The 24,380-nt window shown below is 73.8% G+C and carries 22 protein-coding genes and 5 tRNA genes; 12 read left to right on the plus strand and 15 right to left on the minus strand.

The annotated features are described in order from the left end of the window. Nucleotides 1-111: 111 nt before the first annotated feature. The 3 genes from ACZ7MY_RS20505 to ACZ7MY_RS20515 form a co-directional block, all read right to left on the minus strand. Nucleotides 112-945 (minus strand): GNAT family N-acetyltransferase, encoded by an 834-nt coding sequence (locus ACZ7MY_RS20505; protein WP_499603403.1) that lies wholly within the window; start codon nucleotides 943-945, stop codon nucleotides 112-114. A 61-nt stretch (nucleotides 946-1,006) separates the two neighbouring features. After that, the gene (locus ACZ7MY_RS20510) at nucleotides 1,007-1,870 is read right to left on the minus strand and encodes an aminotransferase class IV (RefSeq protein WP_499603404.1); all 864 of its coding nucleotides are present in this window, start codon (nucleotides 1,868-1,870) and stop codon (nucleotides 1,007-1,009) included. Continuing rightward, on the minus strand, nucleotides 1,857-2,924 hold the full coding sequence (locus ACZ7MY_RS20515; RefSeq protein WP_499603405.1) for a chorismate-binding protein: 1,068 nt from the start codon (nucleotides 2,922-2,924) through the stop codon (nucleotides 1,857-1,859). Before ACZ7MY_RS20515 ends, ACZ7MY_RS20510 begins: the two co-directional genes overlap by 14 nt. 202 nt (nucleotides 2,925-3,126) lie before the next feature. Here ACZ7MY_RS20515 and ACZ7MY_RS20520 point away from each other — a divergent pair. The 5 genes from ACZ7MY_RS20520 (at nucleotide 3,127) to ACZ7MY_RS20540 (ending at nucleotide 3,595) form a co-directional block, all read left to right on the plus strand. Continuing rightward, nucleotides 3,127-3,199 (plus strand) — tRNA-Gly (locus ACZ7MY_RS20520). A 27-nt stretch (nucleotides 3,200-3,226) separates the two neighbouring features. After that, a tRNA-Cys gene (locus tag ACZ7MY_RS20525) sits at nucleotides 3,227-3,297 on the plus strand. A 4-nt stretch (nucleotides 3,298-3,301) separates the two neighbouring features. After that, nucleotides 3,302-3,373, plus strand: a tRNA-Val gene (locus ACZ7MY_RS20530). 46 nt (nucleotides 3,374-3,419) lie between these two features. Then, nucleotides 3,420-3,491, plus strand: a tRNA-Val gene (locus ACZ7MY_RS20535). Nucleotides 3,492-3,520: 29 nt separating this feature from the next. Continuing rightward, nucleotides 3,521-3,595 (plus strand) — tRNA-Val (locus tag ACZ7MY_RS20540). 41 nt (nucleotides 3,596-3,636) lie between these two features. Here the strand turns inward: ACZ7MY_RS20540 and ACZ7MY_RS20545 are convergent. From ACZ7MY_RS20545 to ACZ7MY_RS20560, 4 genes are all read right to left on the minus strand, one after another. Further along, the gene (locus ACZ7MY_RS20545; protein ID WP_499603406.1) at nucleotides 3,637-3,927 is read right to left on the minus strand and encodes a TFIIB-type zinc ribbon-containing protein; all 291 of its coding nucleotides are present in this window, start codon (nucleotides 3,925-3,927) and stop codon (nucleotides 3,637-3,639) included. Between the two features lie 7 nt (nucleotides 3,928-3,934). Then, nucleotides 3,935-4,912 carry a phosphotransferase enzyme family protein gene (locus ACZ7MY_RS20550; RefSeq protein WP_499603407.1) on the minus strand — a complete coding sequence of 326 codons (978 nt, stop codon included), beginning with the start codon at nucleotides 4,910-4,912 and terminating at the stop codon, nucleotides 3,935-3,937. Between the two features lie 192 nt (nucleotides 4,913-5,104). Further along, nucleotides 5,105-5,308 (minus strand): hypothetical protein, encoded by a 204-nt coding sequence (locus tag ACZ7MY_RS20555; protein ID WP_499603408.1) that lies wholly within the window; start codon nucleotides 5,306-5,308, stop codon nucleotides 5,105-5,107. Between the two features lie 264 nt (nucleotides 5,309-5,572). Then, complete coding sequence (locus ACZ7MY_RS20560; protein WP_037733380.1) at nucleotides 5,573-5,815, minus strand: DUF8836 family protein; 243 nt, start codon at nucleotides 5,813-5,815, stop codon at nucleotides 5,573-5,575. 207 nt (nucleotides 5,816-6,022) lie between these two features. Between ACZ7MY_RS20560 and ACZ7MY_RS20565 the strand changes: the two genes are divergently transcribed. The 3 genes from ACZ7MY_RS20565 (at nucleotide 6,023) to ACZ7MY_RS20575 (ending at nucleotide 10,449) form a co-directional block, all read left to right on the plus strand. After that, nucleotides 6,023-7,261, plus strand: a complete 1,239-nt coding sequence (locus ACZ7MY_RS20565; RefSeq protein ID WP_499603879.1) for a serine/threonine-protein kinase — start codon at nucleotides 6,023-6,025, stop codon at nucleotides 7,259-7,261. Nucleotides 7,262-8,143: 882 nt separating this feature from the next. Further along, nucleotides 8,144-9,328, plus strand: coding sequence for an acyl-CoA dehydrogenase family protein (locus ACZ7MY_RS20570; RefSeq protein WP_499603409.1), 1,185 nt, complete (start codon nucleotides 8,144-8,146; stop codon nucleotides 9,326-9,328). Then, nucleotides 9,325-10,449: an acyl-CoA dehydrogenase family protein gene (locus ACZ7MY_RS20575; RefSeq protein WP_499603410.1), complete on the plus strand. Its 1,125-nt coding sequence runs from the start codon at nucleotides 9,325-9,327 to the stop codon at nucleotides 10,447-10,449. The genes ACZ7MY_RS20570 and ACZ7MY_RS20575 overlap by 4 nt, the downstream gene beginning before the upstream one ends. A gap of 1 nt (nucleotide 10,450) precedes the next feature. On the opposite strand, the gene ACZ7MY_RS20580 is transcribed toward ACZ7MY_RS20575, so the two are convergent. The 5 genes from ACZ7MY_RS20580 to ACZ7MY_RS20600 all read right to left on the minus strand — a co-directional run bounded on the left by ACZ7MY_RS20580 (nucleotide 10,451) and on the right by ACZ7MY_RS20600 (nucleotide 19,040). After that, nucleotides 10,451-11,269 (minus strand): TrmH family RNA methyltransferase, encoded by an 819-nt coding sequence (locus ACZ7MY_RS20580; RefSeq protein ID WP_499603411.1) that lies wholly within the window; start codon nucleotides 11,267-11,269, stop codon nucleotides 10,451-10,453. A 46-nt stretch (nucleotides 11,270-11,315) separates the two neighbouring features. Further along, on the minus strand, nucleotides 11,316-12,569 hold the full coding sequence (gene cobA / locus ACZ7MY_RS20585; protein WP_499603412.1) for a uroporphyrinogen-III C-methyltransferase: 1,254 nt from the start codon (nucleotides 12,567-12,569) through the stop codon (nucleotides 11,316-11,318). A 1,012-nt stretch (nucleotides 12,570-13,581) separates the two neighbouring features. After that, on the minus strand, nucleotides 13,582-16,830 hold the full coding sequence (gene cobT, locus ACZ7MY_RS20590) for a nicotinate-nucleotide--dimethylbenzimidazole phosphoribosyltransferase (RefSeq protein WP_499603413.1): 3,249 nt from the start codon (nucleotides 16,828-16,830) through the stop codon (nucleotides 13,582-13,584). A gap of 251 nt (nucleotides 16,831-17,081) precedes the next feature. Further along, on the minus strand, nucleotides 17,082-18,296 hold the full coding sequence (cbiE, locus tag ACZ7MY_RS20595) for a precorrin-6y C5,15-methyltransferase (decarboxylating) subunit CbiE (protein ID WP_499603414.1): 1,215 nt from the start codon (nucleotides 18,294-18,296) through the stop codon (nucleotides 17,082-17,084). 99 nt (nucleotides 18,297-18,395) lie between these two features. After that, nucleotides 18,396-19,040 carry a GNAT family N-acetyltransferase gene (locus ACZ7MY_RS20600; protein WP_499603415.1) on the minus strand — a complete coding sequence of 215 codons (645 nt, stop codon included), beginning with the start codon at nucleotides 19,038-19,040 and terminating at the stop codon, nucleotides 18,396-18,398. A gap of 213 nt (nucleotides 19,041-19,253) precedes the next feature. Between ACZ7MY_RS20600 and ACZ7MY_RS20605 the strand changes: the two genes are divergently transcribed. Then, nucleotides 19,254-20,021: a class I SAM-dependent methyltransferase gene (locus ACZ7MY_RS20605; protein ID WP_499603416.1), complete on the plus strand. Its 768-nt coding sequence runs from the start codon at nucleotides 19,254-19,256 to the stop codon at nucleotides 20,019-20,021. A 42-nt stretch (nucleotides 20,022-20,063) separates the two neighbouring features. Further along, entirely contained in the window at nucleotides 20,064-20,450 is a 387-nt protein-coding gene (locus ACZ7MY_RS20610) for an MmcQ/YjbR family DNA-binding protein (RefSeq protein ID WP_499603417.1), read from the plus strand. A gap of 34 nt (nucleotides 20,451-20,484) precedes the next feature. Here ACZ7MY_RS20610 and ACZ7MY_RS20615 read toward each other — a convergent pair whose 3' ends face one another. From ACZ7MY_RS20615 to ACZ7MY_RS20625, 3 genes are read right to left on the minus strand one after another with little or no spacing between them, the layout of a single operon-like run. After that, nucleotides 20,485-21,315: a MetQ/NlpA family ABC transporter substrate-binding protein gene (locus ACZ7MY_RS20615; RefSeq protein ID WP_499603419.1), complete on the minus strand. Its 831-nt coding sequence runs from the start codon at nucleotides 21,313-21,315 to the stop codon at nucleotides 20,485-20,487. 37 nt (nucleotides 21,316-21,352) lie between these two features. Then, complete coding sequence (locus ACZ7MY_RS20620) at nucleotides 21,353-22,072, minus strand: methionine ABC transporter permease (protein WP_499603421.1); 720 nt, start codon at nucleotides 22,070-22,072, stop codon at nucleotides 21,353-21,355. Next, nucleotides 22,069-23,106, minus strand: coding sequence for a methionine ABC transporter ATP-binding protein (locus tag ACZ7MY_RS20625; protein WP_499603423.1), 1,038 nt, complete (start codon nucleotides 23,104-23,106; stop codon nucleotides 22,069-22,071). The genes ACZ7MY_RS20620 and ACZ7MY_RS20625 overlap by 4 nt, the downstream gene beginning before the upstream one ends. A 450-nt stretch (nucleotides 23,107-23,556) precedes the next feature. Here ACZ7MY_RS20625 and ACZ7MY_RS20630 point away from each other — a divergent pair, with 450 nt between their 5' ends. Beyond that, a complete protein-coding gene (locus ACZ7MY_RS20630; protein ID WP_499603425.1) occupies nucleotides 23,557-23,925 on the plus strand; it encodes a hypothetical protein in 369 nt (122 codons plus the stop codon). Further along, a complete protein-coding gene (locus ACZ7MY_RS20635) occupies nucleotides 23,918-24,379 on the plus strand; it encodes a hypothetical protein (RefSeq protein WP_499603428.1) in 462 nt (153 codons plus the stop codon). The genes ACZ7MY_RS20630 and ACZ7MY_RS20635 overlap by 8 nt, the downstream gene beginning before the upstream one ends. The last annotated feature ends 1 nt before the right edge of the window (nucleotide 24,380 follow it).

A 24,380-nucleotide genomic window follows, 5' to 3' on the forward strand; every position in this document is an offset into this window, starting at 1 on the left:
GCCGCATGACGTGGGGCAGCGCCGACCGCACCGGAGGGGGGTGGAGGATGCCCGCCCGAAGGCGCGGCGCACCCGCACGCGACAACGCGCCGCAGCCACACCCACCGCCGCTCAGAGCAGCGGCTTCGCCAGGTGCACCTCCGTCACCGCGTACCCCAGCGCCCCGTAGAGCGCCTGCGCCGCCTCGTTCCCGGCGAAGACGTTCAGCCCCAGCCACTCCAGGCCCGCGGCCACGCACTCCCGCTCGGCGGCGAGCATGAGGGTGCGCCCGTGGCCCCGGCGGCGGTGCGCCTCGGCGACGTGCACGTGGAGGACGAACCCCGTGTCCTCGTCCCTGCGCCCCACCCACAGGTCGCCGACCGCCTCCCCGGTCCCGCCGGCCTCCAGCACCCTCAGCACCGCGCCCGGCGTCGCGACTCCCTCGGGGAGGGCGGCCCGGTCGTCCGCGTCGGCCTTGGCGAGGGCCTCCGTCTGCGGCACACCGTGCCGCGTCCAGGACCGTACGTACTCGTCCCGCTTGCGGGCCGCCCACCCCGGGTACTCCGCCTCGGTCATGGGCCGCACGACACTGCCCTCCGGCAGCGCCGGCGGCGCGTCGGGCAGCGCCTTGAGCATGGTGCGGTTGCGGACGACGTAGCCGAGCACGCCCGCGAGCCGGAGCGCGGCCGTGTCCTGCGTCCGCACCGAGACCTCGATGCGGCGGCAGCCCCAGCCGCGCAGGACCTCCTCCGCGGCGAGCGCCGCGACCGTGCCGCGGCCGCGGCGTTGCTGTTCGTGGTCGACGCGCAACGCGACGATGCGCCCGGCGGCGGGCCCGAACCGGGCGTCGGTGGACAGGGTGGTCTCCCCCACCGGCCGCCCGTTGACGCAGACGTGGAAACGGCGGGCGCGTGCTCCGCCGCGCCAGCGCTGCTCGGGCTCGGCCGGGCGCAGGGTGGTGGTCATGGTGTGGAGTTCTACCGGGTCGCCGCGGTCACGTCACGGGTTCGGCCACGCGGGCCCACGCTCAGGGGTTGGGGTGCTCCGCCGAGCGCTCCGCGAAGACGCGCATGGCCTTGGCCGTGACCGGGCCGGGACGGGCCCCGGTGGCCAGTTCGCGGTCGTCGACCCGGTGGACGCCCTGGACGTCGCGCAGCGAGGAGGTCACGAAGATCTCCTCCGCCTCGGCGAGCACCTCGAACGGCAGGTCGGCCTCCTCGGCGCCGGCCCACTCCACGACCAGTTCGCGGGTGATCCCGGCGAGGCACCCGGAGGCGAGCGGCGGGGTGAGGAGCGTGCCGCCGAGCACGACGAAGACGTTGGAGCCGGTGCCCTCGCAGAGGCGTCCCTGCGTGTTGGCGAACAGCGCCTCGGAGGCGCCGTGCTGGTGGGCGCGGGCCAGCGCGACGACGTTCTCCCCGTACGAGGTGGTCTTCAGCCCGGCGAGCGCACCCTTCTCGTTGCGGGTCCAGGGGACGGTGACGACGGCCGTCGTGTCCGGGCGGACGGTCGCGGCGCCGAGGGCGACGACCAGGGTGGGGCCGGTGGTGCCGCGTTCGGAGCCGAGCGGCGAGGTGCCCCCGGTATAGGTGACGCGGAGCCGGCCGTGGGCCACCGGGTTCGCGGCGAGGACCGCCTCGCAGGCGTGCCGCACCTCGTCCAGGTCGGGCTCGGGCAGGCCGAGTCCGCGCGCGGAGCGGGCCAGCCGGCGCAGGTGCCGGTCCACCGCGAAGGCACTGCCCCCGGTGGCCTTGAGCGTCTCGAAGACGCCGTCCCCGACGGTCAGGCCGTGGTCCATGACGGACACGGACGCCTCGTCGGTCTCGCGCAGCGCGCCGTTGACCCAGATCGCGCCGGCGGTGGTCGTGCTCACGGTGTCACTCTGCCCCATGGTTCCGTTCGCCTTCGTTCGAGTCGTACGTACCCGACGCTACCGCCAGCAGCCGGGATGCCTTCAGTTCCGTCTCGCCCCACTCCCGCTCCGGGTCGGAGCCCCAGGTGATCCCGGCGCCCGTGCCGAAGCGCAGCACGGGGCCGCCGGGGGCGGCGCGGTCGATCCAGAAGGTGCGGATGCCCACGGCGAGCTCGCCGGTACCGCGGTCGGCGTCGACCCAGCCGATGCCGCCGCAGTAGGGACCGCGGGGGGCGGTCTCCAGTTCGGCGATGACGCGCAGGGCGCTGGACTTGGGCGCGCCGGTGACGGAGCCCGGCGGGAACGCCGCGTCCAGCAGCGCGGCCCACCCGACGCCCTCGCGCAGTTCGCCGCGCACCGTGGAGACGAGGTGGACGAGACCGGGGTGCTTCTCCACGACGCAGAGCTCGGGGACGGTCACGGTGCCGGTGGCGCAGACCTGCCCGAGGTCGTTGCGGACCAGGTCGACGATCATGACGTTCTCGGCGTGGTCCTTGGGCAGCAGGTCGGCCTCGGTGCGGCCGGTGCCCTTGATCGGACCGGACTCGACCACCTCGCCCCGGCGGCGCAGGAAGAGTTCGGGGGACGCGCTGGCCACCTCTATGCCGTGCGCGGGCAGCCGGACCGTCCCGGCGTGCGGGGCGGGGTTGCCGCGGGCGAGGACGGCGGAGAGGGCGTCGATGTCGGCGTCCGGGTCGGGCAGGGGCGCGGTGAGCACCCGGCAGAGGTTGGCCTGGTAGACCTCGCCCGCCGCGATGTACTCGCGGACCCGGCGCACTCCGGCGGTGTACCCGGCGCGGTCCAGCGAGGACGTCCAGTCGCCACGCGCGGGGCCCTTCCAGAGCCGGCGGGGCGGCGCCGCGGCGGGTTCCCGCCGCACGTTCCCGAAGCGCGCGCAGACCGTACCGCCCTCGAATCCGGCGACGACGGCCCAGAAGCCGGAGGAGTCCAGCGCGGCCGGGTCGGTGGTGACATCCCGCAGGTCGGAGGCGACGAGGCCGCCGAATCTGGCGAGGGGCTCGAGGTCGGGCACGGGGCTTCCCAGGTCGGTCCGGAGGGGCGAGTGCGAGTCTAAGTCGGCGGCGACGGACCAGATGCGCTGGTCACCGACCCGGCACGCTGCGCAAACGCGTTTTGGTGGCGGAGCCGTAATCCGCTAGAGTTCAACTCGTCGCCGGGACGCGGAAGCGCACCGGCGGAGGTCCCGCCCGGGTGCGAGCTCCGGGGGAGACGCTGCGGACGTGGCTCAGTTGGTAGAGCATCACCTTGCCAAGGTGAGGGTCGCGAGTTCGAATCTCGTCGTCCGCTCGAAGTGGGGGTCACCGCCCCCGCGCTGGTGGAGTGGCCGAGAGGCGAGGCAACGGCCTGCAAAGCCGTCTACACGGGTTCAAATCCCGTCTCCACCTCTGAGGACGATTAGCTCAGCGGGAGAGCGCTTCCCTGACACGGAAGAGGTCACTGGTTCAATCCCAGTATCGTCCACTGGGCCCGGAAGGGCCTTCCCCAGCGCTTCGGCACGGGGGCCCGAGCGCGATTAGCTCAGCGGGAGAGCGCTTCCCTGACACGGAAGAGGTCACTGGTTCAATCCCAGTATCGCGCACGTTGCACCAGCACCACCCGCAGTACCGAGGACGATTAGCTCAGCGGGAGAGCGCTTCCCTGACACGGAAGAGGTCACTGGTTCAATCCCAGTATCGTCCACCAGCACCCGAGGGCCGGAGCGTTCGCTCCGGCCCTCGGTCGTTTCACGACGAGAAGAGCATGTGGGCCCAGCTCTGTTGCTTGTGGTGGCCGTGGTGACCGCCGTGGTGGCCGCCGTGCGGGGCACCCCAGGCCGGTGCGGCGTGCTGCTGCGGGTACGCCTGCGGGTAGCCCGCGGGCGGCGGGGCGGGCTGGGCGTACTGCCCCTCCATGCGGGTCAGCGCCTCGAGCTCCCCGTAGTCCAGGAAGATCCCCCGGCAGTTGCCGCACTGCTCGATCTGGACGCCGCTGCGGGTGAACGTCTGCATCGGGCCATGACACTTGGGACAGAGCATCGTCGGCTCATCTCCTCGTTCGCGCCGGCCGGGGGTCGTCCCCCGGCGTAGAACTGCACTTTACTTCCGCGATTCGGCGGCACGTGTCGAGGACGGACTGTTCCGTCCCGTCGAGCACGCGGCCCTCCTGCGCGGCCTTGGCGACGGCTGTCGCCGCGGTCTGTACGGCCAACGCCCGTGCCGCCACGTCGAGATGCGGCCACGGGTCGCCGTCCGCGGGGACGGCGGGGCCGCCGCCGGCGCGGTACGCGCCGAGGAAGCGGCCCCAGTCGGCGGGGTCGAGCAGCCCGGCGGCGAACCACATCGCGGGCCGGGCCAGGTCCCAGGCGGGCTCGCCGAGCCCGAGGTCGTCCACGTCTATCAGGCACCAGGGGCCGTCGGGGGCCGGGTGGCGCACCAGTTGGCCCATGTGCAGGTCGCCGTGGCACAGCACCTGCCGGGGCTGCGGGGCCTCGCCGCGGGCCCAGGGCGGCAGGCCCTGCCAGGCGGCCAGCACCGCCGGGTCGCCGGGGCCCGCCGCGAGCATCCTGGCGACCGCACGGGCCGCCCTGACCGGGCCGCGCATCCACGGCAGCGGGCCGGGCAACCGGGCCGGCGGCACCGTGTGCAGCCGGGCCAGGAGCGCGCCGGCCTCGGCCCAGGGCGCGGAGTCCGGGTCGTCGTGGGCGACGGGCTCGCCGAGGGGCCACAGGCTCACGGTGCGGCCCAGGAGCACGGTGCTCAGCGCGCCCCCGTGGTCGGGCAGCGGCGCCGGGGCCAGCAGGACATCGTGCAGCAGCGGATCGGCGGCCACCCGCAGCCGCAGGGCGAGTTCCCCGGGATCGGTGCCCGGGGCGTGCGCCTTGGCGACGAGCCGGCCACCGCGGACGACGGTGACGTCGGGCCGTTCGGCGAGGACGTCGGAACCCACCTGGCCGGGCACACGCGAGGCCGCTGCCGCGACCGCCCCCAGGGCGTGCGTCAGCGGTGCTCCGCTGCTGCTCACTTCCTCCCCCACCGCCCGTGTCACCGGCCCACTGTGCGGCAGCGCGCCGCCCACTGGCAATGCCGGGTGCGATGCCCGGGTACCGCCACAGGTACCCGGGCATTCGTGCCGTCCGCCGTACCCCCGTCCCCACGGGGTTGTTCACCGGTCCTCACGGACCCGGACCGCTCATCCGGGGCCGCGGGGCGTCTGTCAGCGCCCCATCAGACCGGCTACGGACGACGCCTGTGTGACCACCGCGTCCCAGCCGCCGAAGGCCACCGCGAGCAGCACCGCGAGCGGCAGCACCATCGCCACCGCCACCAGCGGATGCCGGGTGCCCGACGGGCGTATGCCGAAGGCGGCGATCCTGCGGCCGCGCGTCGGCCGCACCGTACGGCTCACCGTGTTCGCCATGGCCCTCTCCCGGGTCGTGGTCCGTGATCATGCACAGTTGTCGGGGCGGCGGGCGTTTGACCTCGGGGGACGAGTGCTCCGCCCGCCGCTTGACCTCAACACTAGGCGCGGGGAGGGCAACGGTCGTCATGCCCTCGTACCGCTTCCCTGGCCTCCCCGAGGATGACTCGGGGACCGGCCGCGTACTCCCCTGGGTGGAGGGATCCGGCCGCACCCCCGGGACATCCCCGAGGGGATCCCCCGGGCGGCTGCGGCCGGGACCCGTCAGGCCCGCTCCTCGTCCTCCGCGTCGCCGGTCGGCATGGGCTGTTCGACCAGGGCGAGGACCCGGGTGGCCATGAAGCGCGCGGTGCGCACCACGGAGCCGGACCGGGTGACTTCGCTCACTTCCACCACCCCTCGGCGGACCGCGGTCTCGACCCTGCGGCCCGCCCTGGTGGCGACCACTTCGTACGTCCTTGTCGTGTCGCCGGCGTCGACGACTATCTCCACTCGATCACCCTTCATGGCGTCAATCCCCCTTGCCCGACGGACTGTTGACGGCATGACGAAATTCCGGGCCGTCAGCGCCCGGAAGCTTCCCCACTCTTCAAGGATCCCATCCGGCACTGACAATCCGCCGCCCCGCGCGGGCGCGGCCTCGCGGCGCGACGGTCGGTCAGTCCGTAAGCTGTCGGGGTCAGACTGGCCAGGCAGGCAGCGGGGATGGACGACATGGCGATGATGCGGCTCCGGCGCGAGGACCCGCGTGTCGTCGGCTCGTTCCGGCTGCACCGCCGGCTGGGCGCGGGCGGCATGGGCGTCGTCTACCTGGGCGCCGACAAGCGCGGCCAGCGGGTCGCGCTGAAGGTCATCCGCCCCGAACTGGCCGAGGACCAGGAGTTCCGCTCCCGCTTCGCCCGCGAGGTGTCCGCCGCGAGACGCATCCGCGGCGGCTGCACGGCCCGGCTGGTCGCCGCCGACCTGGAGGCGGACCGCCCGTGGTTCGCCACGCAGTACGTGCCCGGGCCCTCGCTGCACGACAAGGTCGCACGGGACGGCATGCTCCCGGCGGCGGAGACCGCCACCATCGGCGCCGCCCTGGCGGAGGGACTGGTCGCCGTCCACGAGGCCGGGGTCGTCCACCGCGACCTGAAGCCCTCCAACATCCTGCTGTCGCCCAAGGGCCCGCGGATCATCGACTTCGGCATCGCCTGGTCCACCGGCGCGAGCACCCTCACCCACGTGGGCACCGCCGTCGGCTCCCCCGGCTTCCTCGCGCCGGAGCAGGTGCGCGGGGCGGCGGTCACCCCGGCCACCGACGTCTTCGCCTTCGGTGCGACGCTGGCGTACGCGGCGATGGGCGACTCGCCCTTCGGGCAGGGCAGTTCCGAGGTCATGCTCTACCGGGTCGTCCACGAGGAGCCGGACCTCACCGGGGTGCCGGACTCACTGGCCCCGCTGGTGTACGCGTGCCTCGCCAAGGACCCGGAGCAGCGGCCCAGCACCGTCCAACTCTCCGAGCGGCTGGCCGAGATCGCCGCCCGGGAGGCGCGCGGCCTGGGCGCGGTGACCGGCCGGCGCGACATCGTGCCCAAGGCGTCCGGTCCGCGTCCTGAGCGGCCGACGGGGCCGCGGGCGCAGGCGTACGCGGAGCAGCAGACCGAGCGGCGGACGGCGACGGGCACGCCGGCGGCGCCCCCGCCGCGCGCCCCGGCCTCCCCGCGGACGCCCGCCGCGCCCCGTACCCCGGCCCGGACGCCCTCGGGGCGCACCCCGGCCCCCCGCACTCCCGCGGGCCGCCGACCGGGCGCCGACCGGAGGCTGTTGCGGCAGCGGCTCATCGTCTTCGTCACCGTGACGCTCCTCGTCGCGCTCGGCATCGCCGCGGCGCAGGGGTGCCAGGGGCCCAGCCGGGGGATCGGGTTGTTGCCGGGGCCGGGGGGCGGGGCGAGCGTGCCGCACGTGCCGTAGCGGGGCTCCGCGTGGGGGCGGGGGGTTGTGGTTGCGGCCGGTTGTTGGGTGCGGGTTGTTTGCGCCTGCGGGCGGCTGCGCCGGGCTGTCCCGTTGTTGTGTGCGGGTTGTCTGCGCCTGCGGCGGGCTGTCTCCCACCCTCCCGCCCTCCCCCAGCCTTCGGCCGGGGGGACCCCCATCCGGCGCGATTGGTGCGGGCCTGCGCAAGTTCGTCTGGGGTCGGGGCCGCGCCGGCGCACTCCCCCAACCTTCGGCCGGGGGGACCCCCACACGCTCGCGGTTCACGTCCACATCCTTGGGCACCGCGTCCGCCGCTCGTCTCCCCCAGCCTTCGGCCGGGGGGACCCCCATGGGCACACCCCGACACACCCCCTCCCGCCATATGGGCGCACAACGGCCGGTGGGGGGCAGATAGGCACGTGCGCAAACCCCGGACCGCTCTCTGACCCCACACCTCCGCTGCTCGTCTCCTCGGTGCGGGTCAGATGGGCAACCGGGGTACCCCCGGACTGCCTTCTGACCACCCACCGGCCGTTGGCCGCCACGGATACGGAGGGGGTGGGGTCGTAGGGGTGGGCGTTCTGGACGCTGACGTGTATTTGATGTGCGGCATCCCGGGTGACCAAGCGCAGGTGCCCGCCATGCACATAAATATGCGGTACAGAATGCCCACCCCGGAGGCCCCGCCCCCGGCCCACCCATGCACAGTGCGCAGGCCCGCACCAACCGTGCCGGGCAATCGGGCGGGAGGGCGGGGGAACCCCCAACAGAAACCACGACGCACCCGCACACAACGTCCCGGGGGGGGTGACGAAAGTGCGCCCCGTGGGTTAATTTCTAAGCGCTTGCTTAGGCTACCCATACGCGGAGGGACGCATTCGCATGACGGTCACACCGGAGGTGCTGCGCGAGCGCGTGCGCGCGCTGCTGGCCTCTCACGATCCGGCGGCGACGGCCCGCCCGGACTTCCTGCGGGCCCGGTTCGACGCCGGGCTGGCGTGGGTGCACTACCCGGAGGGCCTCGGCGGCCTGGGCGCGCCCCGCGCGATGCAGGGGGTCGTGGACGCCGAGCTGAGCGCCGCCGGGGCGCCGGACAACGAGCCGCGGCGGATCGGCATCGGCCTCGGGATGGCCGCCCCCACCGTGCTCCGGTACGGCACGCAGGAGCAGAAGGCCCGCTTCCTGCGCCCGCTGTGGACCGGGGAGGAGGTCTGGTGCCAGCTGTTCAGCGAGCCCGGCGCCGGCTCGGACCTGGCGGGCCTGCGCACCAGGGCCGTACGCGACGGCGACGACTGGATCGTGACCGGCCAGAAGGTGTGGACGTCCAACGCCCACAACGCGCGCTGGGCGATCCTCATCGCCCGCACCGACCCGGACGTCCCCAAGCACCAGGGCATCACGTACTTCGTGTGCGACATGACCGCCCCCGGCGTCGAGGTGCGGCCGCTGCGGCAGATCACGGGAGAGGCCGAGTTCAACGAGGTCTTCCTGACGGACGTGCGGATCCCCGACGCACACCGCCTGGGCGAGGTCGGCGACGGCTGGCGGGTGGCGCAGACGACGCTGATGAACGAGCGGGTCGCCATCGGCGGCACGGCGCTCCCCCGCGAGGGCGGGATGATCGGCACCGTCGCCGCCACGTGGCGGGAGCAACCCGGGCTGCGCACGCCGGACCTGCACGACCGGCTGCTGCGGCTGTGGGTGGACGCCGAGGTCACCCGTCTCACCGGCGAACGGCTGCGGCAGCAGCTCGCGCTGGGCGCCCCGGGCCCCGAGGGCTCGGGCATGAAGCTCGCGTTCGCCTCGCTCAACCAGCGCATCAGCGGCCTGGAGGTCGAGCTGCTCGGCGAGGACGGACTGCGCTACGGCGACTGGACGATGACCCGCCCGGAGATCGTCGACTTCTACGGCCGCGACGCCGGTTACCGCTACCTGCGGGCCAAGGGCAACTCGATCGAGGGCGGGACGTCCGAGATCCTCCGCAACATCATCTCCGAGCGTGTCCTCGGCCTGCCCTCCGAGCCCCGTACGGACAAGGACGTCCCCTGGAAGGACCTGCCGCGATGAGTTCCGACCTGCTCTACTCCGACGTCGAGAACGACCTGCGCGCCGCGGTGCGCGCTCTGCTCACCGACCGGTGCGCGCCGGCGGACGTCCTGGCGCGCTGCGAGGGCTCGGAGCCGTACGACGCCGCGCTGTGGCGGACCCTGGCCCGCGAGGTGGGGGTCGCCGGGCTGCTGGTGCCGGAGAAGCTGGGCGGCCAGGGGGCCTCCGCGCGGGAGGCCGCGGTCGTGCTGGAGGAACTGGGGGCCTTCGTGGCGCCCGTGCCCTTCCTGGGCAGTGCCGTGCTGGCCACCACGGCGCTGCTGGCGAGCGGCACCTCGGAGGCCGACGCCCTCGTGGCCCGGCTGGCGGAGGGGGAGCGGACGGCGGCGCTGGCCGTGCCGCTGCCCTCGGCGCCGGGTGCGGACCTCGGCCGGGCGGTGCGTGCCGACGCGGACGGCGTCCTCCGCGGGCGTGTGACCAGCGTCGCCGACGCGACCGCGGCGGACGTGCTGATCGTGCCGGCGACCGGTCCCGACGGGCCCGGGCTGTACGAGGTACCCACCGACGCACCCGGCGTCGCCCTGTCCGTGCCGGTGCCGCTCGACCTGACCCGGCCGATCGCCGACGTCGCCTTCGACGGGGCGGCGGCCCGCCGGGTCGCCGGGCCCGCGACGGCCGCGGCGGCCGTGGAACGGGCGCTGCTGACGGGTGCCGGACTGCTGGCCTCGGAGCAACTGGGCCTGGCCCAGCGGTGCCTGGACGAGACGGTGGCGTACCTGAAGGAGCGTCACCAGTTCGGCCGGGTCGTGGGTTCCTTCCAGGCCCTCAAGCACCGGCTGGCGGACCTGTGGCTGGAGATCGTCCAGTCCCGCGCCGCCGCGCGCAACGCCGCTGACGCGCTCGCGGGCGACGGCGCGGACGCCCCGGTCGCGGTCGCCGTGGCGCAGGCGTTCTGCGCCCCGGTCGCGGTGCGGGCCGCGGAGGAGTGCGTCCAGCTGCACGGCGGCATCGGCATGACCTGGGAGCACCCGGCCCACCTGCGGCTCAAGCGCGCCAAGGCCGACGAGATCGCCCTGGGCACGCCCGGCCGCCACCGGGCCGCCCTCGCCGCGCTGGTGGACCTGCCGGCCGCGGCGGGCTGAGTCAGTCCCGGGGGCGGCCGGTCGCCACCGCGTAGAACGCGACGGCGGCGGCCGCCCCCACGTTCAGCGAGTCCACCCCGTGCGCCATCGGGATGCGCACCCACTCGTCGGCGGCGACCAGGGCACGGGTCGACAGGCCGTCGCCCTCGGCGCCGAGCATCAGCGCCGCGCGCTCCAGCCGGTGCGGGGCTGCCTCGTCGATGTCGGCGGCCTTCTCGTCGGGGGTCAGCGCGAGCAGCTTGAAGCCCGCCTCCCGGACCGTCTCCAGGTCCCGGGGCCAGTTCTCCAGCCTGGCGTACGGCACGGAGAAGACGGCGCCCATCGAGACCTTCACCGACCTGCGGTAGAGCGGATCGGCGCAGTCCGGGGAGAGCAGGACGGCGTCCATGCCGAGGGCCGCCGCGCTGCGGAAGATGGCGCCGATGTTGGTGTGGTCGTTGACCGACTCCATGACGACGATCCGCCGCGCGTCACCCAGCAGGTCGGCGGCGACGGGCAGTTGCCTGCGCTGCATCGAGGCGAGGGCGCCGCGGTGCACGTGGTAGCCGGTCACCTGCTCGGCGAGCTCCGGGCTGACCGCGTACACCGGCGCCGGGACCTCGTCGATGACGTCCCGCATGACGTCGACCCACTTGGCCGACAGCAGCATGGAGCGCATGCGGTAACCGGCCTGCCGGGCACGCCGGATGACCTTCTCGCCCTCCGCGATGAACAGTCCCTCGGCGGGCTCGCGGCGCCGGCGCAGCTCCACGTCCGTCAGGGACGTGTAGTCGCGCAGGCGCGGGTCGTCGGGATCGTCGATGGTGATGAGCTCAGCCACAGGGTGATACTGCCTTGTCCGAAGTGCGGTGCCAACGGCACCGACGTCACTGGTTACCGCCGGTTACGCGATCGCCCACGGCGACGACCTCGCCGATGACGATCACCGCGGGCGGCCGGACGCCCTCCGCGGCCACCCGCTCCCCCACCGTCGCGAGCGTCGCGTCGATCCGGCGCTGGGCCGCCGTCGTGCCCTCCTGGACCACCGCGACGGGGGTGTCCGCGCCCCGGCCGTGCTCCACGAGCGCGGCCGCGATCGGGCCGATCCGCTCCACGGCCATCAGCAGCACCAGCGTGCCGCGCAGCCGGGCGAGGGCCGCCCAGTCCACCAGCGAACGCGGGTCCTCCGGCGCCACATGACCGCTGACCACCGTGAACTCGTGGGCCACGCCCCGGTGCGTGACCGGGATGCCGGCGGCGGCCGGAACGCTGATGGAGCTGGAGATCCCGGGCACCACGGTGCAGGGGATGCCGGCTTCGGCCAGCGCCTCCGCCTCCTCCATGCCGCGCCCGAACACGTACGGGTCCCCGCCCTTGAGCCGCACGACCGCCTTGCCGGCCTTCGCGTGCTCGATCAGCGCCGCGTTGATCGCCTCCTGGGCCATCGCCCGGCCGTACGGGATCTTGGCGGCGTCGATCACCTCGACGTGCGGGGGCAGTTCGTCGAGCAGGTCGCGCGGGCCGAGGCGGTCGGCGATGACGACGTCCGCCTCCGCGAGCAGCCGGCGGCCGCGCACGGTGATCAGGTCCGGGTCTCCCGGGCCGCCGCCCACCAGCGCCACCCCCGGGGTCCTCCCCCGGTGCTGCGGCGCCGCGAGCGAGCCGTCGCGCAGGCCCTCCACGATCGCGTCCCGCACGGCCGCGGAACGCCGCGGGTCCCGGCCGGTCAGGACGGCCACCGTCACGCCCTCGGTCCGCCCGGTCGCCGGGGTCCACGCGGTCGCCGCGTCGGCGTCGTCGCTGCGGACGCACCACACCCGGCGCTCCTCCGCCTCCGCGGAGGCCGCGGCGTTCGCCTCGGGGTCGGTGGTGGCGATCAGCGCGTACCAGGCGTCCGCGAGGTCGCCGGGCCGGTAACGGCGGCGCTCCCAGCGGATCTCGCCGGCGGCGGCCATCGCGTCCACGGACGGCGTCGCGGACGGGGAGACCAGGACGACGTCGGCCCCGGCCGCGACCAGCGGGGGCAGCCGGCGCTGGGCCACCTGGCCGCCGCCGAGGACGACCACGCGCCGGCCCGTGAGGCGCAGTCCGACGGGGTAGGCGGGTGCGGGTGGGTCGTTGCGGTCCTCGGCGGCTGTCATGGCGGTGCGGCTCCTAGGGTGTGCCTCGCGGCGTTCGCCTTGCGGCGTGTGCCTTGCGGCGTTTGCCTCGCGGCGTGACGGGGTGGGGTTGCGGGGCGACCCTGCCCCGCACCAACCCTACGGTGCGGTGGGGCTGGGGCGCAGCGCCCAAGATCACACCTGCGGCGCTACCCGGGGTTCGTGGTTGCGGCCTGTTGTTGTGTACGAGTTGTTTTAGCCTGCGGGCGGCTGCGCCGGGATGCCCGCTTGTTGTGTGCGGGTCGTTTGCTTGCGGCCGGTTCTCGTGTGCGGGTTGTTTGCGCCTGCGGCGGGCTGTCTCCCGCCCTCCCTCCCCCAGCCTTCGGCCGGGGGGACCCCCATCCGGCGCGATTGGTGCGGGCCTGCGCACGTTGTGGTGGGGTCGGCGCCGCGCCGGCGCACTCCCCCAGCCTTCGGCCGGGGGGACCCCCAGAACGCTCGCGGTTTACGCCAACGTCATTCGGCACCGCGTCCGCCGCTCGTCTCCCCCAGCCTTCGGCCGGGGGGAGCACCCCGACACACCCCCTCCCGTCGTATGGGCGCAGGACGGCCGGTGGGGGGTCAGTAGGGCGACCGGGGTGACCCCGGACCGCCCTGCGAACGCACAGCCCCGCTGCCCGTCTCCCCGGTCGGGGGCAGTTGGGGAACTGGGGTACGCCGGACCGCCTTCGAACCCCCCACCGGCCGTTGGTCGCCGTCGATAGGGAGGGGGTCGGGGAGGTGGGGGCACCCCCGGCCGAAGGCTGGGGGAGGGTGGGCGTTCTGGACGCTGACGTGTATGTGATGTGCAGCAGCGACGGCACCGACGAGTGCTGCCCGCCACGCACATAAATATGCGGTACAGAATGCCCACCCCGGAGGCCCCGCCCCCGGCCCACCCATGCACAGAGCGCACGCCCGCACCAACCATGCCGGATGGGGGTCCCCCCGGCCGAAGGCTGGGGGAGGGCGGGAGGGTGGGCGAAAAAACCTACGCCCACCACGACCCCCCGCGTCAGGACTTCTCGGTGACCCCGGCAGAGTCGAACGTCGCCACCTCGTGCATCGCCCGCGCAGCACTCTGCACCAGCGGCAGCGCCAGCAACGCCCCGGTGCCCTCGCCGAGCCGCAGGTCGAGCTCGACCAGCGGCCGCAGGCCCAGCTTGGTGAGCGCCGCCCGGTGGCCGGGCTCGGCGCTGCGGTGGCCGGCGATGCAGGCCGCGAGGACCTCCGGGGCGATGGCCCGGGCCACCAGGGCGGCCGCGCCGGCGCTGACGCCGTCGAGGATGACCGGGGTCCGCAGGGAGGCCGCGCCGAGCAGCAGGCCGACCATGGCCGCGTGCTCGAGGCCGCCGATCGCCGCGAGGACCTCGATCGGGTCGGACGGGTCGGGCCGGTGGAGTTCGAGGGCGCGCCGCACGACGTCGATCTTGCGGGCGTGCATCTCGTCGTTGATGCCGGTGCCGCGCCCGGTGACCTCCGCCGGGTCGACCCCGGTGTAGACGGAGATCAGGGCCGCGGAGACGGTGGTGTTGGCGACCCCCATCTCCCCGGTGAGCAGTGCCTTGTTGCCCGCGGCGACGAGGTCGCGGGCGGTCTCGATGCCGACCTCGATCGCACGCAGCGCCTCCTCGCGCGACATGGCGGGCCCGGCGGTCATGTCGGCGGTCCCGGGACGGATCTTGCGGGGCAGCAGACCGGGGGTGCTGGGGAGGTCGGAGGCGACGCCGACGTCCACCACGCACACCTCGGCGCCCACCTGGTTGGCGAAGGCGTTGCACACGGCCCCGCCGCCGAGGAAGTTGGCGACCATCTGGCCGGTGACCTCCTGCGGCCAGGCGGTGACGCCCTGGGCGTGCACCCCGTGGTCACCCGCGAAGATCGCGACGGCCGCGGGCTCCGGGATCGGCGGCGGGCACTGCCGGGACAGACCGCTGAGCTGCGCGGAGATGATCTCCAGCATGCCGAGCGCGCCGGCCGGCTTGGTCATCCGCTTCTGCCGTTCCCAGGCCTCGCCGAGCGCCTTGGCGTCCAGCGGGCGGATGCCGCGCAGGGTCTCCTCCAGGAGGTTGTGCGGCTCCTCGCCGGGCAGGGCCCGGTTGCCGTACTCCTCCTCGTGGACGACCCAGGACAGCGGGCGGCGCTTGGACCAGCCGGACTGCACCAGTTCGGGGTCCTCGGGGAACTCGTCGACGTAGCCGACGCAGAGGTACGCGACGACCTCGAGGTGCTCGGGCAGGCCGAGTTCGCGGACCATCTCGCGCTCGTCGAAGAAGCTGACCCAGCCGACGCCGAGGCCCTCGGCGCGGGCGGCCAGCCAGAGGTTCTCCACGGCGAGCGCCGACGAGTACGGGGCCATCTGCGGCTGGGTGTAGCGGCCCAGCGTGTGGCGGCCGCCGCGGGTCGGGTCGGCGGTGACGACGATGTTGACCGGGGTGTCGACGATCGCCTCGATCTTCAGCTCGCGGAACTGCTTGGCGCGGCCCTTGGGGAGGGACTTGGCGTACGCGTCGCGCTGCTGCATGGCGAGTTCGTGCATGCGCTCCCGGGTCTTGGCGGAGCGGATGACGACGAAGTCCCACGGCTGGGAGTGGCCGACGCTCGGCGCCGTGTGGGCCGCCTCCAGGACGCGGATCAGCACCTCGTGCGGGATCGGGTCCTTGCGGAAGCCGTTGCGGATGTCGCGGCGCTCGCGGATGACGCGGTGCACGGCGTCCCGGACCGCGGGGTCGTAGCCCTCGGCGGCGGGCAGCAGCGGCTCCGGGTCCTGCTCTTCTTCGGCCTGCGGCGCCTCGGGCTCCTCGGCGGCCTGCGGTTCCGCGGGCTCCTCGGGCGCCGCCTGCGCCTCGGGCTCGGGCTCGGGCTGCGGCTCGGCGGCGACAGCCGGGGGCTCCTCCACCACGACCGCGACGGGGGCGGGGGCGGGTTCGGGTTCGGGTTCGGCGACCGGTTCGACGGCGACCGGCTCCTCGGGCACCGCGACGGGCTCCACCGGGGCCTCGACGACGGGCTCGGGCACCACGACCGGCTCCGGCGCCACGACGGGCGCGGGCACCTCCGGGACGACCGCTGCCGCGGGCACCTCGGCGGCCGGCTCCATGCCGAACGGCAGGGGCTCGTCCGGGGTTTCCAGCGGCGGCACGGACACGGCCACGGCCACCGGCTCGAATTCCGGCACGGCCACCGGCTCCGGCGCGGCCACGACGGCCACCGGCTCGACGGCCACCGGCTCGGGTCCGGGCTCGACGGCGACCGGCTCGGGCTCCGGGGCGACGGCCTCGGGCGCCGCGGCTGCGGGCGCGACGACCTCGGGCGCCGGCGCCTCGGGCGCGGCCGGCGTCTCGGGCGCGGCCGGCGCCTCGCCGCGGGGGATGTCCAGGTACTCGGGGCCCACGGTGGGCGGCCCGGACTGGCGCAGGGGCGCGGCGACCGGCTGCGGCACGGGCGTGGGGGTGGCCGGGGTGGCCGGACCGCGGTCGGCCAGGGAGCGGACGATGCCGCCGCCGTTGGACGGGTCCGGGATCGGGGGGCCCATGTGGAGGGGGCGGCGCGGCGGTACGGGGGCGGCCTCCTGCACCTGTGCCTGCGCGGGCACATGGGGCTGCGGGGCCGGCTCGGCCTCCAGGACCGGGTCCTCGGCGGGCGCGGGCTGGGCGAAGGGCTCCGCCGCCACGGGCACCGTCTGCTCCGGCACCGTCTGCTCCGCCGCGAAGGGCGCGGGCTGCGGAGGCGCGGGCTGCTCGGCCGGCGCCTGCTCCGGTACCGGGGCCCCCGGTACGAGCGGCACCTCGGTACGGACCGCGGAGTAGTCGAGGGAGACGGAGTCGCGGCCGCCGCTCTCGTGGGCGTCGTGCTCGACACCCACGGGCGCCGCGGGCATCCCGTGCGGGGTGTGCTCGACCGGAACGGCGATGGGGGCGGGGACCTGCGCCGGGACCGGCACGGGCGGGGCCGGCGGAGCGGGAGCCGGAACGGGTGCGGCGACCTGGACCGGCGGCGGGACGGGCTGCGGGTCGGCCCAGGACCCCTGCAGACCCGGCATCAGCAGCATCTCCTCGTCCTCGTCGACCGGCAGGACGCCGGACGGCTGGTCGAGGTACTGGTACTCGGGAGGAACCGGCGCGGTGAGCGGATCGACGTCCCACGAGGGGACGGAATGCTGCTGCGCGCCACTGCCGGGAAGGTCGGCGTGCGGCTGCAGAACCGCTTCTTCGCCTGCGTTCTCCGGCAGTCCCTCACCCGGGACCTGGCCGGTGTCAGTCATGCGTGCCCCTCGCCCATCGGTTTCGCTCCTTCCATCGCTGCGCCGAGCACACTGCCCACAGAGAGAACGAGCGTGGGCGGCAACCGGCACGACGACGGCGATTGACCGGTACTGATCATTACTGATCAGCCCTCACGCGACGTCAATGCGCGACGACGGCACAGCGGTCAGTCAGCCTACCGTGCGTGTGCCCGCGCGCGCCCAGGGGGGTTCACCTCAAACCGGTGCCAATACGGGCGCAACCCACCGGCTCACCTGCGGTGTCCGAGGAGCGCGAAGACCACCGTGCGCTCCCGCTCGGACCACTGGTCGTCCAGCTCCACTGCCTGCAACAACGCGCGTTCCACGGTGTATCCGCCCTCGTCCAGGGCGCGGCTGACGGCTTCGGCCTCGTCCCGGTTCGCGGCGCTCGCGGCGATTCGCTCCGGCCGGCGTGCGGCGCAGGCCGCGACGACCTCCGCTCCGCCGCCCCCGATGCGCACGATGTCCGGTTCCGGAAGGTCCTCCAGCACGTGCGGCGCACGGCCGTGGACGACGCGCACCTGCACCCCGAAGTCCCGTGCGGTGTCCTCGATCCGCTCGCACGCCGCGGCGTCGGCCTCGACCGCGATGACGGCCGCACCGAAGCGCGCCGCCTCGACGGCGACGGCCCCGCCGCCGGCGCCGATGTCCCAGAGCAGGTCGCCCGCCCGCGGCCCGAGCCGGGCCAGTTGCAGGGCGCGCAGCTGCGCGGGGCCGTCCTCGGGCGCGTAGCGCTCGGCGGGCAGCGCCCAGCCCCGTACGCGGTCGGACGAGTCGGGGTCCCCGCCCGCCAGCCAGGCGGACCGCGCGGTGGCCGGGACGGGCACGGGGCCGGCGGCCGGGGCGGCGCCGACGACGAGGACGACGTTGGGGTCCCGCCAGGTGTGGTCGGCCACCTTGTCGGAGGTGAGCACGGTGACCTGCTCGTGCTCGGTGCCGAGGGCCTCGCAGATCACGAAGGTGCGGTGCTCGTCGCCGAGGAGCAGGGCGAGTTCGGCGGGTCCCGCGCCGGGCGCGGTCAGCACGGCGACCTTCGGGTGGGCACGGCAGACGTTGACGGCCCGGCGCAGGGTGCGGGTGTGCGCGACGACCACCCGGGCGTCGTCCCAGGGCATCCCGGCCCGGGCGAAGGCCTGGGCGACCGAGGAGACGCCGGGGACGACCTCGACCTCCAGCCCGTACTCGGGGGTGCGCAGGGCGCGAACGACTCCGAAGAATCCGGGGTCGCCGTCGGCGAGGACCACCGCGGTGCCGCGGTGCCGCGCGATGCGGCGAGCGGCCAGGTCGATGCTCCCCAGCACGATCCGCTCGGCGTCCTCCGGCACGAAGGGCAGTGCCAGGTGGTGCCGGGTCCCGGCCACCAGCGTGGCGGCCGACAGCGCGGAGCGCGCCGCCTCGCCGGGTGGTGAGCCGTCCCACCCGATCACCGTGACACGGTCGGCCATCGTCGTCCTGCCTCCTGGGCGCGTCGCGGTGTGGTGCCCGGGTGGAGTGATCCCGGGGTGTGCACAGTACCCCGGCCAGGATCTTGCGCTAGCGGGTGCTCACTGCCAGTCGGCGTACGCCGCGTAGTCGGAGCCGTCGGCGGACTCCTCCGCGAGGCCGTCGAGGTCCTCCGGGAGCAGGCTCCACACGATGAGATCGGTGCGGACTTCCTCCCAGCGGCCGTCGGTCTCGCCCTCCGGCCGGATGCGGACCAGGCCGGCGCCTCGCAGCACTCCCTCGCTGATGCAGCCGATCTTCTGCGCGACCTGCTGCGAGGCGGCGTTGTCGGCGGCGGTGCGCAGTTCCAGGCGCTCGAACTTCTGGTCGTCGAAGAGCCACTGGGCGGTGGCCTGCACGGCCTCGGCGGCGTAGCCCTCGCCGCGTGCCCAGGGGGCGATCATGTAGCCGGCCTCGCTGCTGCGGATGCGCCAGTCGGTACGCTGCAGGTGGACGGTGCCGACCAGCCGCTGGGTGAGGAACTCGGTGACGGCGAGCACGATGCCCCGGCCCTCCGCGCGCTCGGCGGGGGCGAACTCGGCGATGAAGGAGCGGGCGTCCGCCTCGGTGTACGGGTGCGGCACGGAGGTCCAGGCGATCACGGACTCGTCGTTCATCATCTCCGCCAGGGCGGGGATGTCGGACTCCTCGTACGTGCGCAGCACCAGCCGCTCCGTACTGATGGAGATCTCCGGGAAGCTGGTCATTCGACGCTCCGTAGCCAGGGCATGTGTGAAGTGCACAGCATGCAGCATCCACCGGTTCACCCGCAGGACCGGGTCGCTGCGGGGGCCTGCGCGGCCGTCGCCCCAGGGTACGTCCAACCATCCGCACGACGGGAGCAGTTGGTGTGCTGTTCCCCGGCTTTTCCGCAGGTCCGCCACGCCCGTGGTCATGGGGTCCTGCTACCGTCTGCCCGCGTGACGGTGCACCACGCAGCAGGAGTCGGATATCAGCGGGCCGCGGGTGTGTACGAGCGGTCGCGGCCCTCGTACCCCATGGCGGCCCTGGCCGAGTTGGCGGACGCGCTGCCCCTCGAGGCGGGCCGTACGGTGGTCGACCTGGGCGCCGGCACCGGCAAGTTCACCCGTCTGCTGGCCCTGACGGGCGCGGAGGTGATCGCGGTCGAGCCGGTGGCGGAGATGCGGGAGCGACTCGCGGAACTGCTGCCGGGGGTGCGCGTGACGGGCGGGACGGCCGAGGCCACGGGCCTGCCGGACGGGTGCGCGGACGCGGTGGTGGCGGCGCAGTCCTGGCACTGGTTCCAGGAGGAGGAGGCCCTGGCGGAGGTCGAGCGGCTGCTGCGGCCGGGCGGTTCGCTGGCGCTGGTGTGGAACACCTACGACACCTCGGTCCCGTGGGTGCGCGACTACCAGGACATCGTCTTCCGGCTGGCGCCGCGTGACCTGCCGAGCCCGCTGGACGGCGGCTGGCGCAAGGCCTTCACCGGCCGCGCGGGCTGGTCGCGGATGCACGAGCGGCACTGGCCGAACCTGCACTCGACGACGGTGACGGACGTGGTGGAGCGCATGACGTCCTCCAGCCACATCGCGGTGATGGACCCGGCCGAGCAGGAGCGGGTGCGGGCCGAGGTCGAGGCGGTGCTGGCCGGGCACGACGCCACGCGCGGCAAGGACGCCGTGGAGATGCCGTACACCACGGACGTGTACTGGGTGCGGCGCCGCTGAGTGGTCGCCCCCGCTGTCGGTGGCGCCCGGTTGAATGGGCGCATGGACGCGGACCGGCTCAGGGATCTCTGCCTCGCCTTCAACGGCGCCGTGGCGGAGAACCCCTTCCCCCGTGACCCGGAGGTGACCGTCTTCAAGGCCGGCGGGAGGATCTTCGCCATCAGCGCGCTGGGGGGCGAGCCGCTGAAGGTGAGCCTGAAGTGCGACCCCGACCTCGCGGTGCGGCTGCGGGCGGAGCACGCGGCGATCGTGCCGGGATGGCACCTGAATAAGCGCCACTGGAACACGGTGACGCTGGACGGTTCGCTGCCCGACGCGATGGTGCGGGAGCTGGTCGAGGACTCCTACGACCTGGTGGTGGCGCGGCTGCCGCGCGCGGAGCGGCTGCGGCTGGACTGGCCCGGGGAGGCGGGGGACGGGGCGCGGTGAGCGCGCTGTCCGGCCCCCGCCGGGGCCCGGTGGCTCAGAAGGAGGGGATGACGGAGCCGGCGTACGTGTCCTCGATGAACTTCTTCACCTCGGGCGTGGTGAGCAGCTTCTTCAGCTTCAGCACACGCGGGTCCTTCTCGTTGCCCTCCTTGACGGCGAGGAAGTTGCCGTAGGGGTTGTTGTCGGCGGACTCCAGCACCAGGGCGTCCTGGGCAGGCTTGAGCCCCGCGGAGATGGCGTAGTTGCCGTTGATCACAGCGGCGTCGACGTCCTGGAGGGAGCGCGGCAGCTGGGCGGCCTCGAGCTCCTTGAACTTCAGGTTCTTGGGGTTGCCGGTGATGTCGGCGGGGGTGGCCTCGTTGCCGACGCCCTCCTTGAGGGTGATCAGGCCGTTGGCGGCGAGCAGCTTGAGGCCGCGGGCCTCGTTCACCGCGTCGTTGGCGACGGCTATCGTGGCGCCGTTCTTGATCGCGTCCGCGGACTTCAGCTTGTCGGAGTACAGGCCCAGCGGCTCCAGGTGCACCGTGACGACGGGCACGATGTGGGTGCCCTTCTTCTTGTTGAAGTCGTCCAGGTAGGGCTGGTTCTGGAAGTAGTTGGCGTCGACCGAGCCGTCCTCGGTGGCGGTGTTCGGCGTCACGTAGTCGCTGAACTCCTTCACCTCGAGCTTGAGCCCGGCCTTGGCCGCCAGGTTGTCCTTGACGAAGTTGAGGATCTCCGCGTGCGGGACGGGGCTCGCGGCGACGACGAGCGGATCGCTCGCGCTGTCCTTCTTGGTGCCGGAGTCCCCGCCGCAGGCGGTCAGGCCGAGGGTGAGGCCGGCGGCGGCGAGGACGGCGGTCGTGATCTTGATGCTGGTACGCACGAAAAGTGCCTTTCTGGAACGGTGTTGCCTTGCGGTGTCAGGAGGCTTCGGGGGTCGCGGCCGGGCGCAGGAGGCGCAGCCGGGGCGCGGTGGAGGTGCGGCCGCGGTGCGAGGCGGCGCGGGCGGCGAGGTCGCCGGCGAGCTGGACGACGGTCACGATGACGATCAGCACGCCGATCGTGACGAGCATCAGCGAGGTCTCGAACCGCTGGTAGCCGTAGCGGATGGCGAGGTCGCCGAGGCCGCCGCCGCCGATGGTGCCGGCCATGGCGGAGTAGCCGATGAGCGCGATCACGGTCGTGGTGAGCCCGGCGATCAGGGAGGGCAGCGATTCGGGCAGCAGGGCCTTGCGGACGACGGTCCAGGTGCTGCCGCCCATGGCCTGGACGGCCTCGACGAGTCCGCCGTCGACCTCGCGTACGGAGGTCTCCACCAGCCGCGCGAGGAACGGTATGGCGCCGATGGAGAGCGGGACGACCATGGCCTCGGCGCCGATGGTGGTGCCGATCACCCAGCGGGTGAAGGGCAGCACGGAGATCATCAGGATGAGGAAGGGCAGTGAGCGGCCGAGGTTCACGACCGCGCCGACGGCCTTGTTGACCGGGGCGTTGCGCAGCAGTCCGCCGCGGTCGGTCAGTACCAGCAGGACGCCCAGCGGCAGTCCCCCGGCCAGCGCGATCAGCGTGGACCAGCCGACCATGATCAGGGTTTCCCAACAGGCCTGCGACAGCAGCGGCTGCATCTGCGACCAGGTCACTTCGCGGCCTCCTCGACCAGCTCGTGCCCGGCGGCCGGGGCGACGTCGACCTGGAGGCCCTTCTCGCGGAGGAAGCCGATCGGCACCACGTTGTCCTCGAAGGCGCCGGGCAGCTCGATCCGCATCCGGCCGACCTGGCGGCCGCCGATGGTCTCCAGGGCGGCGCCCAGCACGGAGATGTCGATGTTGTAGGTGCGGGAGAGCTGGGAGATGACGGGTTCGGTGGCGGCCTCCCCGTGGAAGGTGAGGTCGACCACGGTGCGGCCCTCGCCGGACGGCTCGCCGCCGACCGGGAAGAGTTCGTGGGCCAGTTCGGAGCCGGGCGTGGCGAGCAGGTCGGTGACCTTGCCGGATTCCACGATGCGGCCTCCCTTCATCAGCGCGGCGGAGTCGCAGACGGCCTTGACGACGTCCATCTCGTGCGTGATGAGCAGGACGGTCAGGCCGAGCTGCTGGTTGAGGTCGCGCAGCAGTTGCAGGATCGAGCGGGTGGTCTCGGGGTCGAGCGCGGAGGTGGCCTCGTCGGAGAGCAGCACCTTGGGGTCGCCGGCCAGGGAGCGGGCGATGCCGACGCGCTGCTTCTGGCCGCCGGACAGCTGCGCCGGGTAGGCGCGGGCCTTGTCGGCCAGGCCGACCAGGTCGAGCAGTTCGAGGGCCTTGCGGCGGCGTTCGCGGCCGCTGACCCCGAGGATCTCCAGGGGCAGTTCGACGTTGTCGCGGACGGTGCGCGAGGACAGCAGGTTGAAGTGCTGGAAGACCATGCCGATGCCGGTGCGGGCGGTGCGCAGGGCGGAGCCGGCGCGGTCGGAGCGGCCGGCCAGCGCGGTCAGGTCACGGCCGGCCACCTCGACGGTGCCCGAGGTGGGCCGCTCCAGCAGGTTCACGCAGCGGATGAGCGTGCTCTTGCCCGCGCCGCTGCGTCCGACGACGCCGTAGACCTCGCCCTCGCGGACGTGCAGGTCGACGCCGTCGAGGGCCACCGTCTCCCGGTCACGGGAACGGTAGACCTTGGTCAGGCCCGTTGTGGTGATCACTGGATTTCCGTCACTGTCGAGTGCGCGGCGGACGAAAGCCGCACACGGGGCGTATGGACCGCGGACATGGCATGGCTCCGCCCCTCGGGGGGGGCGGGAGGAGGTCAGCAGTGGGTGCCGGGCGGCTGGGGGTCGTGCGCCAGCCGGCAGCGGCGGAAGGTCTGCTGCGATTCCGTGAGCATGGGGGTGTGCGGTCCGTTGCAGGAGGGGCGGGTCTCGCTTCGGGGCACGAGACTCAGGTGGCGTGGGCCCTCAGCGTGCACACATTCGACACATACGACGAACACCGGGCGTCATCGCCTCGGTCGCGCGGCAGCGGCGGTTCGTCGTGGTCATGGGCCCAGTAAAGCAGACGGCCGAGCGGTGTACCAATATCCGGTCCGGCAGTCCGGAATGTGGACAGCCAGGGGGCCGCGGACCGCCGGTTCCGGCCCGTAATAGAGTCGCGCCATGCTCGACGCGCTCACGATCGTGGTCTCGGCCACGGCGCTGCTCCTGGCCGCCTGGTGCGGCTTCGCGGCCTTCCGCGACCAGCCGACCAAGGACTGGCACTTCATCGGCATGGTCCTGGTGGCGGTGCTCGCGCTCGTCCAGCTGGTGATAGGTGTGGTCAAGCTCACCGGCGGCGAGAAGCCGGTGGACGGCACGACGATCTTCGTGGCGTACCTGATCGGCGCCGCCTGCACCGTCCCGGCGGCGGGCTTCATGTCGCTGACCGAGCGCACCCGCTGGGGTTCGGCGATCGTGGCCGCGGGCGGGGTGATCCTGGCCGTGCTGGAGGTGCGGCTCCACGACATCTGGGGAGGCGTCAGTGCCTGAGAGCACGAAGGACACCACCGCGCCCGCGACCGCCGGGCCCGGCATCGGCCGCGGACCGGGCAGGCTGCTGCTCTCCCTGTACGGCGTCTTCACCGTCGCCGCGCTCTCCCGCGCGATCGTGCAGATCAGCATGCAGTTCGACGAGGCGCCGCTGGCCTACCTGCTCTCCCTGCTGGCGGGCGTCCTCTACGCGGTGATCACGGTGGCCCTGTGGCGGGGTGGCGAGGGTGCGCGGAAGGTGGCGCTGGTCAGCTGCGCGCTCGAACTGGCCGGTGTGCTGACGGTGGGCACTCTGACGCTGGTCGACTCCGGGGCGTTCCCCGACCAGACCGTGTGGTCCGACTACGGCATGGGCTACCTGTTCCTGCCCGTCGTCGTGCCGGTGACCGGCCTGCTGTGGCTGCGCCGGCAGGCGCGGCCACAGCAGGCCTCCGAGCAGGACCCCGCGTCCTGAC

The sequence above is a fragment of the Streptomyces sp. NPDC111520 genome, from assembly GCF_055635295.1.